The sequence below is a fragment of the Myxococcus sp. CA040A genome (assembly GCF_013336725.1).
Taxonomy (GTDB): domain Bacteria; phylum Myxococcota; class Myxococcia; order Myxococcales; family Myxococcaceae; genus Myxococcus; species Myxococcus llanfairpwllgwyngyllgogerychwyrndrobwllllantysiliogogogochensis.
On the sequence record NZ_JABUMR010000015.1, the window covers coordinates 20,312 to 31,433 of the forward strand.

11 protein-coding genes are annotated in these 11,122 nt (G+C 68.8%); 9 read left to right on the forward strand and 2 right to left on the reverse strand.

Going from position 1 to position 11,122, the window contains the following annotated elements; genetic code table 11:
- The first annotated feature begins 53 nt into the window (after positions 1-53).
- From HUA75_RS41875 to HUA75_RS41885, 3 genes are all read left to right on the forward strand, one after another.
- A complete protein-coding gene (locus tag HUA75_RS41875) occupies positions 54-857 on the forward strand; it encodes a hypothetical protein (RefSeq protein ID WP_174489624.1) in 804 nt (267 codons plus the stop codon).
- A gap of 267 nt (positions 858-1,124) precedes the next feature.
- Positions 1,125-3,308, forward strand: a complete 2,184-nt coding sequence (locus HUA75_RS41880; RefSeq protein ID WP_174458961.1) for a methyl-accepting chemotaxis protein — start codon at positions 1,125-1,127, stop codon at positions 3,306-3,308.
- A gap of 29 nt (positions 3,309-3,337) precedes the next feature.
- Positions 3,338-3,715: a hypothetical protein gene (locus HUA75_RS41885; protein WP_141648481.1), complete on the forward strand. Its 378-nt coding sequence runs from the start codon at positions 3,338-3,340 to the stop codon at positions 3,713-3,715.
- A 58-nt stretch (positions 3,716-3,773) separates the two neighbouring features.
- Here the strand turns inward: HUA75_RS41885 and HUA75_RS41890 are convergent, their stop codons facing one another.
- Positions 3,774-4,688, reverse strand: coding sequence for a hypothetical protein (locus HUA75_RS41890; RefSeq protein WP_141648482.1), 915 nt, complete (start codon positions 4,686-4,688; stop codon positions 3,774-3,776).
- A 433-nt stretch (positions 4,689-5,121) separates the two neighbouring features.
- On the opposite strand from HUA75_RS41890, the gene HUA75_RS41895 reads away from it, so the two are divergent.
- From HUA75_RS41895 to HUA75_RS41915, 5 genes are all read left to right on the forward strand, one after another.
- The gene (locus HUA75_RS41895) at positions 5,122-6,024 is read left to right on the forward strand and encodes a hypothetical protein (protein ID WP_174489625.1); all 903 of its coding nucleotides are present in this window, start codon (positions 5,122-5,124) and stop codon (positions 6,022-6,024) included.
- Positions 6,025-6,099: 75 nt separating this feature from the next.
- On the forward strand, positions 6,100-6,891 hold the full coding sequence (locus HUA75_RS41900) for an enoyl-CoA hydratase/isomerase family protein (protein WP_174489626.1): 792 nt from the start codon (positions 6,100-6,102) through the stop codon (positions 6,889-6,891).
- Positions 6,892-6,985: 94 nt separating this feature from the next.
- Entirely contained in the window at positions 6,986-7,570 is a 585-nt protein-coding gene (locus HUA75_RS41905) for a hypothetical protein (RefSeq protein ID WP_174458957.1), read from the forward strand.
- A gap of 78 nt (positions 7,571-7,648) precedes the next feature.
- Positions 7,649-8,380, forward strand: a complete 732-nt coding sequence (locus HUA75_RS41910) for a hypothetical protein (protein ID WP_141646925.1) — start codon at positions 7,649-7,651, stop codon at positions 8,378-8,380.
- 521 nt (positions 8,381-8,901) lie between these two features.
- Positions 8,902-9,555 (forward strand): lipopolysaccharide assembly protein LapB, encoded by a 654-nt coding sequence (locus tag HUA75_RS41915; protein WP_174489627.1) that lies wholly within the window; start codon positions 8,902-8,904, stop codon positions 9,553-9,555.
- A gap of 17 nt (positions 9,556-9,572) precedes the next feature.
- On the opposite strand, the gene HUA75_RS41920 is transcribed toward HUA75_RS41915, so the two are convergent.
- Positions 9,573-10,157: a TetR/AcrR family transcriptional regulator gene (locus HUA75_RS41920; RefSeq protein WP_371745766.1), complete on the reverse strand. Its 585-nt coding sequence runs from the start codon at positions 10,155-10,157 to the stop codon at positions 9,573-9,575.
- A 126-nt stretch (positions 10,158-10,283) separates the two neighbouring features.
- On the opposite strand from HUA75_RS41920, the gene HUA75_RS41925 reads away from it, so the two are divergent.
- Positions 10,284-11,099 carry an SDR family NAD(P)-dependent oxidoreductase gene (locus tag HUA75_RS41925; RefSeq protein WP_174489688.1) on the forward strand — a complete coding sequence of 272 codons (816 nt, stop codon included), beginning with the start codon at positions 10,284-10,286 and terminating at the stop codon, positions 11,097-11,099.
- The last annotated feature ends 23 nt before the right edge of the window (positions 11,100-11,122 follow it).

Consider the following 11,122-nt stretch of genomic DNA (forward strand, 5'->3'; position numbering starts at 1 on the left):
CTGATTGGTCACTTCCACGTCCACCCCGCAAATCGCATTGGAGGGCAGCACGTATGGCCATGAGGCACTGCTGGACGCTATCTGTCATCGCCACCCTGGGAGTCTCCGGGACGGCGGTGGCGCAGGAGTCGGAGACGCGCGAGTCGAGCCCGGTGGAGCCGGTGGAGATGGATGTCCGCGCGGCGCACGGGATGGCCGGCCCCCAGCTGGCGGTGGGTATCAACCTGGGCCTGGGCGCGGGCTACGTCTACAAGGACGGCACGTCGCGCACGGGGACCCGGGAGGACTTGAAGATCACCGACGCCGCCAACGCCTCCCTGCCACTGATGCTGGAGCTGGGCTATCGCTTCAACCCCCGCTTCTACGCGGGGCTCTGGGGCAGCTGGGAGAAGGTCTTCACCAAGACGAACGACATCTCCTGTCCGGAGGGGTTCGACTGCAACAACTCCCAATGGCGCTTCGGCCCCGAGGGCCGCTTCCACTTCAAGCCGGAGTCGGGCTTCGACCCGTGGGTGGGGCTGGCCGTGGGCCTGGAGTTCCTCAAGAGCCACGTGAAGGGCACCACCCAGGTGCCCGTGCCCGGCGGAGGCACCGTGGCCGCGAACATCGACACCCAGGTGACGGACCGGGGCCCCACCTTCATCCGCCTCAGCGCCGGAGGCGACGTGCGGCTCACGCGCTACGTCGCGTTCGGGCCCATCGTCACCGCGTCGCTGGGCAGCTACACCGTTCGCACGGGTGACCAGACGTTGAGCATCGCCGGCCTGCCCGGGCAGACGTCCCCCGTCTCCGCCGTGGACGACGGCTTCCATGCACTCTTCACCCTGGGCGTGCGCGGCGTCTTCCGCACGTTCTGAGGCGCGCGGAGCAGGCCCGCGAGGCGGAAGACCGGGCGAGCCGTCCACGACGGCCCGCCCGGCCCGGTGCCCGATTTCCCCCGCTCCTGACACGATGTCCCGTGACAAGTGCACCTGGGTCACAACCGCCCCTCCCAAATGTTGCCGTGGCGCGTCGGAAAAGGCTCACTCCCCGGCTCCCAGAGGCCCTTCCCAAACCTTTCCTACATGTCAGGGGATGCAGACCTATTTACAGTCATGCGCCGCCAGTCGAGCATTGGCCTCCTCATGGCTGCCTACCGCCCCTCCCCGACACCTTTCGACAGCCTTGCCCCGCGCGACTCCATCGCGAGGCGTCACGCACCGTCGCGCCGAGTCGCGCGTCTGGCCCTGCTGGGCTGCGCGCTGTTCATGGCGCTCGTGCATGCACCGACGGCCCGCGCGGCCGAGGAGGCGAGTTCCTCCATCCCTTTGCTGGAGGGATGGCGCTACCGCTGGGGTGACTCGCCCCAAGGCGCGGATGGACTTCCCCTGTGGGCGCAGACGGCCAACGTCGCCGAGGACTGGCGCACGATGGAGGCGCTCAAGCCGCCACCGGGACGCGGCACCCACGTCTTTCTGTGGGTCAGCATCCCGTTGCCCCAGGGGCCGTGGGCCGAGCCCGCCGTCATGCTGGGTGAGGTCACCAACGCCGTGGAGGCCTACGCCAACGGTCAGCGCGTCTATGTGAGCGGGCGACTGAACACGTCTGGCGCGGAGCTGTCCGACAACATGGCCTGGCATGTCGTGCCGGTGCCGCGCGCCGCGCTGGGTGGACATCTGCTGCTGCGCGTCCAGTCGAGCAACCCGAACATCGGCGTGGCACAAGGCGCGTTGATCGGCTCGCGGCACCAGCTGCTCGCCAAGGTGACGCGCGAGGGCCAGGCGCCGTTCGTCATGGGCATGCTGCTGCTGGCGGTGGCGGTGGGTTCGGGTGGAGCATTCCTGATGCACTGGCGTCGGCGGATGCTCGCGGGCCTGGCGGTGTTCTCGGCCAGCGGCGGCTTCGTGCTGCTGGGCCTGAGCGGCATGCCCAACGCGCTCTGGGACGCGCCCATCACCGCGACGCGCTTCACGGTGCTCGGCATCTTCCTGCTCGTGTCGGGCCTCATCGAGTTCGTGTCCGACGCCATCCTCAACAACCAGCGGCGCTGGTTCCGCATTGGAGCGATGGGCTACACGGCGCTCTGCGTGGTGGCGGCCCTGTCCGCCCTGCTGGACCTGGGCACCGCGCAGCGCATCCTGGTGCCCTTCCTGCCCTTCTCCTTCATCATGCTGCTCATCTGCTTCAGCGTGGCGGCGGCGGAGGCGTGGCGAGGCAACCCCGACGCCCGCATCTTCGTGGGAGGCATGTCGGGGCTCGTGCTCTTCCTCGCGCTCACGGTGCTGCCCGTCATCGGCGTGCTGAGCTTTTCGTTGGGCAACGTGTCGCACTGGGGATACCTGGCGCTCACCCTGTCGCTGATAGGCATCGTCGCGCGACGCTCCATGGAGGTGGTGCGCTCGCTGGAGGCCCACACCCGGCAACTGGAGGAGCGGCAGCTGGAGGTGCGCAACCTGGCGGGGCGCATGGGCACCGGCGCCGGTGAGCTGGCCACGGTGGTGCAGCAACTGCGCTCCACCAGCGACCAGCAGACCGAGGGCGTCAGCCGTCAGGCGGCGGCGCTCCAGGAGGCCGAGCAGACGGTGAAGGAGATCCGCCGCTCGTCGCAGATGACGGCGGAGAAGGCCAGCTCGCTCGCCGCGTCCGCGGAAGGCGCCGAGCAGGTGGGCCGCGAAGGCAGCGCCGCGTTGGAGCGGACGCTGGCGGACCTGGCGGCGATTCGCAACGAGGTGTCGGAGATGGCCCGCCGCATCCTCGCGCTCGACGAGCGGACGCGCGAAGTGTCCGGCATCGTCGACTCGGTGAAGGACCTGGCGGACCAGTCCAACATGCTGGCCATCAACGCGGCCATCGAGGCGGCGCGCAGCGGCGAGAGCGGCCGGGGCTTCGGCGTGGTGGCGCGGGAGATGCGGGGACTGGCGGACCAGTCCATCCGCGCCACGCACCGCATCCGCGAGGTGCTCAACGGCGTGAGCGCCAGCATGCGCGAGGCGGCCCAGTTCAGCGAGAAGGGCGACGAGCGCGTCCGGCAGAGCCTGGATGCGGTGCGCACGTCCAGCGCCCAGTTCCAGGAGCTGGCCATCCTCATTGGCGACTCCAGCGCGAGCATGCGGCAGATCACCGCCGCCGTCAGCGCGCAGGACTCCGGTACCCAGCAGATGGCCATGGCCATTCAGGAGCTCTCCGGACAGATGCAGCGCACCCTGAAGACGGTTCAGGAGACGCAGGAGGCCACCCGCTCCGTCCAGTCGCTGGCGGAGAGCATGTCCGGCCTGGCCACCCAGTCGCTCCGGGCAGAAGGCTCCACGAGCGTCGCTCCGCCCCGGTAGTCCCCCAACACCCTCGGAAGAGAGGTCCCATGCGTACCCAGGCCGCCCTGCTGCTCGTGCTCGTCGCCGTGGCTTCAGCGTGTGGAGGGGCCCATGGGGCCGCCTCGGACCCCAATCAGCCTCCGCCCCCCAAGACAACGGTGGCGGTGGAGAGCCGCAAGCTCGTGGACGTCAACCTCTATGCGCTGACGGGGACGCGGCGGATGCGGCTGGGGACCGTGCCGGGGATGTCGACGCGCAACTTCGTGCTGCCCCCGGACATGGTGGGCAACACGGACCGCATCCGCTTCGGCATCGAAATCATCGGCACCCTGGGCCACAAGAGCCTGGGCAGCGAGCGTGGCTTCGAAAGCGAGCAGGAGATGTCCGTCCGGCCCGGCGACGAGCTCTCCCTGACCATCTACTGACACCCACCCGGCGCCTTCCTTTCGTGAGGAAGGCACCGGGCGCGGGTCCTGGCTTCAATCAGAACGACACGATGTCGCGGCGGCTCGAAGCCCCGCTTTCAAGGTCGGACAGCACCGAGGCCCCATTGAACGGCACCGGAGGCGCGGGCTCCAGGGGCCGAGCCGCGGCATCTGACGCCAGCGCGGCGGCGGTGACCTCGAGTTCGAAGAACCCGCCGTTGTTGTTCTCGTCGCTCTCCGCGACGACGCCATCCACGTCCGCCAGCACCACGACGCGGTAGCTGCCCGGAGCGATGGTCGGCGAGAAGGTGATGGTGGTGGGCGGCAAGGACCACGTCCCCGCGCCCGCGCTGATGGGAATGGCGCCAATGCCCTCCAGAATCTGGAAGTCCGGGTCGGTCAGGAAGACGCCCACGTGCGTGGCCGAGGGGGCCGCGCAGCGGGTGAAGAGCTCGAAGGAGAGGTCGGCGGAGCCTCCTGGCTGGATGGTGCCTGGGCTGAGCGTGCCGGCCGTGAAGAAGAAGTCGGCCGGCTTCGTGGTGCCCAGCAGGCTGTTGTCGCTCAACACGCCGGTGAGGTCCACGCGGCCCAGGACATACCAGGTCGACGGCTGACACCCGTTGGAGATGAACTCCAATTGGGCCACGGTGTTGGCGGGCATGGAGAACCGGGAGATGAACTGCGTCTGGGTTCCCACCGGCGGCAGATAGGGTCCAAGTCCACTTCCCCGGAGCGCGATCTGCGTGGTGAACAGCGGGTAGACGCCGCTGCTGCCATTCGCCGTGGGCGACAGGTAGAAGTTCAACTGCGCCACCGCCGCTCCAACGCCTGACTTGCTGCCGGCCATGGAGTACTGGACGTTGAAGCCCGAGAGCGGGGTCGTGATCGTCGGCGGTACCGAGATGGAGATCATCTGGACCTGCGCCCAGGCGGGAGTCGCCACCACGCCCAGCAGCAGAAAGAAAGACACCACGGCGGATTTCCTTGTCATGCAAAAGACAGTACACACACCGGGAATAGCGCAGCAAGACAGACACCACCCGCCACGCCCGCGCCCATGCACACCAACCAGACACACTTCCCAAAGCAATCACAACCAACCCAACTTTACGACCGCGACGGAAGCTCGCGACCCGCACCAGGGCTCTCGGCCAGGGAGACTCCCCCGGGAAACCGCTACACCGACAGCGAGACGCGCCGGCGCGCCACGGGCGTGCCCACCCTCCGCGCCCTCCTGAAAACACCCACACTCGGATGAAGACAGCCACTCTTAAATTCCGATTCTTCGGAAACTCCGGACATCCCCGGTCCGACAACGTGTGGACCCCGGGTCGAATCGCGGTGCGACAGGCCCGCCGTGCACGGCCCGAGAACCGCTCGCGGGACACCCCGCCTGGAGAAGAAAGATGCACACGAAACGGAAGATGTGGCTCCTCGCCCTGCTGTTCGTGGGGCTCTCCGCTTGTGGCGGTGAGGGCGAAGGGGTGGCGGACGCGGCCGAGTCGCTCGACACGAGCACGGCCGAGCTCAACACCGCCATCTACAACCGGGCGCGCAACTACGCCGCGGCCCATCCCACGCGGGATGGCGGCACGTGGGACCAGTGGTGCGGCTCGCTGATGTGGCGCTTCGGACAGTTCCCGGAGTCCTCGGCGCGGCCCTCGGCCATCGAGGCCTATCACGCGTCGACCCGGCAGCCCTATTCCGCCTCGCAGGCTCCCGCGGGGGCCTTCCACTGGTGGGACATCGGCTCGTTCGGCCACGTGGGCCTGGACCTCAACGGCGGTGGCACCACGGTCTTCATGGCCACGCGGAAGCTCGCGGAGAGCTGGGGCAACGCCATTGGCATCAACAGCGTGTCGGGGTACTCGGCGCAGTCCGGCGCGCGGTATCTCGGCTGGTCGCTGGACTATGCGGGCAGCGTCATCCCGGACCATGGCCCCCTGCCCGGTGGCGGAGGTCTGCCTCGGACGTCGACGGAGGACGACGGCATCCCCGGGCCCATCTACTACAAGCGCATCCAGACGGTGGGGCGGCGGGACTTCGGCTACACGGGTCCCATCGACGGTGTCACCGGACCGAACACGGAGAAGATTCGCGTGAGAATCACGGCGCGCGAGCTCAACCGTCGGGGCGGCCCGCGCACCTCCGCGCAAGAAGACGGAATCCCGGGCGCCATCTACTGGCAGCGCGTCCAGACGGTGGGCCGGGGGTTCGGCTACACGGGCCCCATCGACGGGATTCCCGGCCCGAACACGTACAAGGCCGAGCACCGCATCTGTGGGTACGCCGTGAATCGGGCGTTCTAGACGGAAGGCCCCTGCCCTCGCGCTCACAGTGCCCTTTCCGCCGAGCGCGAGGGCGGATGCGGCTACAGTCCGCGCATGACTGTCCAGGCCACGGGCGTGCTGCTCGACCTTGAAGGTGGCGTCGCCACGCTCACGCTGAACGATGCCGCGCGCCGCAACGCGATGACTCCCGAGCTGGGGGATGCGCTTCGTGCGCGGGTGGAAGAGCTGCGTGGGCGGGAGGACGTGCGCGCCGTCGTCCTCGCCGGAGCGGGCGGGACGTTCTCCGCGGGCGGCGACCTCCAGATGCTGGAGCGACTGCGCCAGGTCTCCTTCGAGGAGGCCCGCGTCTTCATGCTCGACTTCTACTCGCGCTATCTCAGCATCCTGGACCTGCCCGTCCCCACGGTGGCGGCGGTGGAGGGCGCGGCCATTGGCGCGGGGCTGTGTGTCGCGCTCGCGTGCGACATGTGCATCGTCTCCGAGGACGCGAAGCTCGCCCTCAACTTCGTGCAGCTCGGCCTGCATCCCGGCATGGGCGCCACGTGGCTCGTGCCACTGCGCACAGGCCCGCAGCGCGCCGCGGAGCTGCTGCTCACCGGGCGGCGCTTCGATGGCCGCGAGGCGGTGCGGCTCGGGCTCGCGCTGGAGGCCACCCCCGCCACGGAGACCCGGACCCGCGCACGCGCCCTCGCGACGGGCATCGCGTCGAACGCGCCGCTCGCGACCCGGGGACTGAAGCAGCGGCTCGGCCTGGACCGCGCGGGGCTCCAGCGCGCGCTGGCGGAAGAGGCCCGGCTCCAGGCGGAGAGCTACGGCAGCGCGGACCTGGGCGAAGGACTCGCCGCCGCCGCGGCGCGACGGCCTCCCGTGTTCCAGGGGCGGTAATCCGCCCATCGCCGTGCTTCCTCGTCGCCAGGGTTCGCGACATGCTGCCGGGCGGCTTCGCGGTGGACGCGAGACAGCGGCGGGAGGGATGGAGATGGGACAGCTTCGACTGGAGCGACACCTGCACGGGGTGCACGTGGTGCTCATGTGCACGGACGACGCGGAGGAACAAGCGGAGTGGGTGCTGAGCGTGCTCGAGCGCCTGCCTCCCGGCGGACTCATCCCCGGACGCACGCTGCGCTTCGGCTGGTCCAACCTGCGCCTGGACCCGCGCGGAGATTCGCTGGTGGTGACGGAGCCCGACTTCGACGGCAACCCGCTGACCGACTGGCGCGACGACATCACCGTGACGCTGCGAGTCCAGGGGCGGATGCTCGAGACGACGCAGACGGTGGGCACCGAGCCCCTGTTTCCTCGCTACGGGGACAAGGTCGCGGCCGTGCCCGGCTGGGACAGGAGCCCCCGGGTCGCCATGGCGCGCGCACGCGCCCCCGAGGGCACCGACTCCGGCTGGCTCATCGTCCCACCCGGCCCGCCCGGCGATGAGACCTTCGAGACCTTCCCCGTGTACGCCCTGCTGCGTCGCCGCCCCGCGCTGCTGTCCGCGCTCGCCCTGCCTGGAGGATGGGTGGCGGAGTTCGAGGACGACACGCTCGTGGGCTACGGCAAGCCCGACTGAGAATCCGGGTCCGCGTCAGGTACGCTCCGAGCGAACCGTCCTGGGCCCCCAACTCAAAAATTCGAAGACACGAACATCATGACCAAGCTCAATCAGATCATCGCCGTCGAGAAGGGCGTCAAGAACCGCTCCCAGCAGGAGCTGACGCAGGCCCACCACGACCTCCAGAAGCCGCAGCTGCTCAACGGCATCTCCCGCACCTATCAGCCCCGTGACGAAGAGGGTGAGCGCTTCCCCCCCGAGTCCACGCGCGTGCAGGTGCGCACCGACGACGTGCTGAAGAAGACGAAGGAGATCCTCACCCGGCTCTTCGACGTCACCGCCACCAAGGACCTCACCAACTGTCACGCGAAGGCGGACGTGCGTGTCGACGGCAAGGTGCTGCTCAAGGGCGCCCCCGCCACGTACCTGCTCTTCCTGGAGAAGCAGCTGGTGGACCTGCAGACCTTCGTGAAGAAGCTGCCCACGCTGGACCCGTCGGAGTCCTGGGTCCCGGACCCGGCGCAGGGCCTGTGGGCCACCGAGCCGGTGCAGACCGCGAAGACGAAGAAGGTCCCCCGCAACCACGTGAAGGCCGAGGCCACCGAGAAGCACCCCGCCCAGGTGGAGGTCTATTACGAGGACATCGTCGTCGGTTACTGGAAGACGGTGAAGTACTCGGGCGCTCTCCCCGCCGTCCGGGTCAATGAGCTGGTGGAGCGCGTGGAGAAGCTCCAGCAGGCGGTCAAGTTCGCGCGCGAGGAAGCCAACGCGGTGGAGGTCGAAGAGTTGAAGTCGGGCGAGGTTCTCCTCGGCTACCTCTTCAGCTAGACTCGGCGCGCAGTCCTTTCGGAGTACAAGCTCAAACTCAGCAGCAAGTTGACGCCGAGCGTTCCCGGGTCGCCTTCAGTGCAGGTTCGAACCCTGCCCCCGCCATCCACTCCTGCGGCGGGGTAGCCCAACTGGTAGAGGCAAGCGACGTCACGGGCCCGCGAAGCACCCCACGCTCAGATTCTCACTCCAGACTCAGCATTCGCTGTCGCAGGTCCGATCAACCGTCTTCGCCCTTCTCCCCGAGATGCTGGTGCAATTCCAGCCCGCCGCTCCACTTGCTTGCGCGGCGGTCGTTCAATCGCAGGACACGGGGCATCAGACTGAGGCGAAGTCTTAAACGTGCGGACCTCATCCATGGCAGCACCCCGAGCCCGGTCAGGAGGACACCCTGATCGGGCTCACCTATTTGTCCCGTCGAAACTTCCAGCGCGGCTGTTTCACCTGGCGGACATGTCTCGTCGTGAGGGCTCGTGTGGGGTTGCCCTCGGCGCGCGGGGCGACTTCAATGCGGAGTCGCGATGCTGTTCGGAAGCAAGACGCCGCCGTCCCGTTCGGAGCTCGTCACCGAGGCGGACCTGGCTCGCTCGAAGGGCCGGCTGAACAAGGCCATCTCCGGTTACAAGAAGGCGCTGGAGCTGGAGCCGAAGGACGCGGTGGTGCTCGGCAAGCTCGCGCCGCTGCTGGCCCGGGTGAAGCAGCCAGAGGCCGCGCTGGAGAGCTTCCGCGCGGCGGCCCAGGTCCATCTGGACAAGGGTTTCGCGGACAAGGCGCTCGCCGTCTATGCGCAGGCGGCTGAGCTGTTTCCCCTGGAGTTGGACCTCTGGCGGCAGGTGTCGCAACTCCACGTCGTGAAGGGACACCGCGCGGAGGCCGTGAAGACACTGCTCCGAGGCCGGCTCCACTTCCGTCGCGGGGCCGAGCGGCCTGGTGCCATCCTCCTGCTTCGCGAAACGCTCGCGCTGGACGCGACGTTGTTCGAGGTGAAGCTGGACCTGGCGCTCCTGCTCGCGCGACAGAAGCAGCGTGACGAAGCGCTCGCGGTGCTGGAGCCCCTGCCCGCGGAAGCGAAGAGTCGCCGCCACATGCGCAGGTTGCGGTGGACGCAAGCCCAGGTGACGCCGACCGTCGGAGCGTTCGCGTCGTGGCTGCGCGCGGTGCTGCTGGGCCGCTAAGCGTCAGCCCTTGGCAGTCATGAGCCGTGAGCCTCCCTGGACTTGACGCTCTGCCACGCGAGCCTCGGCAGCTGGCCTCGCATCCAGGAGGGCTCCAGCGGAGCGCCCGCGAGGAAACGGCGGCAGGCCTCGTGACTCGGGCCGAGCAGCACGACATCCAGCAGCAGCGGCGGCCACGGTGGCAGCGAGCCCTCCGCGATGAAGCGCCCGAAGTGCTGGACGATGGGCGCGAGCAGCTCCGCCTTGCGCGCCGTGAGCGCTCCCGCCGCGTGCGTCCCCAGCTCCATCGCCATCGCCTGGTACATGAAGCGCCCTTCATCCCGGTGGGCGAAGATCCACTCCAGGTGGCCATCCACCAGGGCCACCACCGCCGCCTCTGCCGTGGTGGTGGGCAGCACGCGCTCCGACAGGTGCGTGAAGAGGCGCTCGAAGGTGCGAATCAGCAACGCCAGCGTCAGGTCCGGCAGCCCGTCGAAGAGGTGGTAGACGCTCGACGGGCTCGCCCCCGCAGCCTTGCGAATCTCCTCGATACCCGTGCTGAGAACTCCCCGCTCCGCGAAGCAGTGCAGCGCCGCATCCAGCAAGGCATCGCGTCGCTTCACCCCGTCCCGTCGTGCTGGCCCCATCGCCCTACCCTATGCGCTGCTCCCTCCTTGGGTCATCAAACCCCAGACTCTCGAATTGGAATATTCTTCCAATTCATGAACAGGGCTGGCAGGCTGGTGTCCATGGCCGACCTCATCCTCACTGGAGCGTCGCGTGGCATCGGTCACGCGCTGGCAAAGGCCCTCGCGAAGTCGACGGAGGACCGACTCATCCTGGTTGCTCGGGACCGGGCCCGATTGGACGCGCTGGTGCTCTCCATCCAGCAGGACGGCGGGCAGGCGCTCGCCGTGCCTGGAGACCTTTCCTCTCTCGCGGCTGCGCGCGACCTGGGGCGGCGATTGGTGGCCGTCGTGCGCCCCGAGGCCACGCTGGTGCACAACGCGGGCGTGTGGCCATCGCGACGGGAGCTGACGCCGGACGGACTGGAGCGGGCGTTCGTGGTGAATCATGCCGCGCCGTGGGTGATGCAGCAGGCGTTGCTCGACGCGGGCCGGCTGCGCCGCATCCTGCTGGTGAGCGCGGGCCTGTTGGTGAAGGGCCGGTTCGACGCGGCGCGCACGCCCACGGGTGAGGACTTCTCCAGCATCCGGACCTACTGCGACACCAAGCTCGGCTTCGCGCTCACGATGCGCGACGTCGCCACCGAACATCCGGAGCTGGACGTGCTCGTGATGCATCCGGGTGTCGTGCGCACCGACCTGGGTGCGCGCACGGGGCCCGTGGGCTGGCTTCTCTCGCTCGTGAAGCGCGGCTGGGAGTCGCCAGAGGTCTGCGCCGAGCGCCTCGTCCGAGTCCTCTCCAGGGGGCGCTGGTCTCCTCCGGGACAGGCCTCCTGGTGGATGGAGGAAACGGAGCAACCCTGGCCCGCGGTGACGGAGGATGTCGCCACGCGGCGCGCCGTGCGCGAGGTCCACGCGCGACTGTTCCCGGGCACTTGAGGCCCGCGAGGCCGCGGGCTCGT

Bases quoted from the DNA above. Each gene is read 5' to 3' on its own strand.
- HUA75_RS41875 (WP_174489624.1), top strand. From the start codon at position 54: ATGGCCATGAGGCACTGCTGGACGCTATCTGTCATCGCCACCCTGGGA.
- HUA75_RS41880 (WP_174458961.1), top strand. From the start codon at position 1,125: ATGGCTGCCTACCGCCCCTCCCCGACACCTTTCGACAGCCTTGCCCCG.
- HUA75_RS41885 (WP_141648481.1), top strand. From the start codon at position 3,338: ATGCGTACCCAGGCCGCCCTGCTGCTCGTGCTCGTCGCCGTGGCTTCA.
- HUA75_RS41895 (WP_174489625.1), top strand. From the start codon at position 5,122: ATGCACACGAAACGGAAGATGTGGCTCCTCGCCCTGCTGTTCGTGGGG.
- HUA75_RS41900 (WP_174489626.1), top strand. From the start codon at position 6,100: ATGACTGTCCAGGCCACGGGCGTGCTGCTCGACCTTGAAGGTGGCGTC.
- HUA75_RS41905 (WP_174458957.1), top strand. From the start codon at position 6,986: ATGGGACAGCTTCGACTGGAGCGACACCTGCACGGGGTGCACGTGGTG.
- HUA75_RS41910 (WP_141646925.1), top strand. From the start codon at position 7,649: ATGACCAAGCTCAATCAGATCATCGCCGTCGAGAAGGGCGTCAAGAAC.
- HUA75_RS41915 (WP_174489627.1), top strand. From the start codon at position 8,902: ATGCTGTTCGGAAGCAAGACGCCGCCGTCCCGTTCGGAGCTCGTCACC.
- HUA75_RS41925 (WP_174489688.1), top strand. From the start codon at position 10,284: ATGGCCGACCTCATCCTCACTGGAGCGTCGCGTGGCATCGGTCACGCG.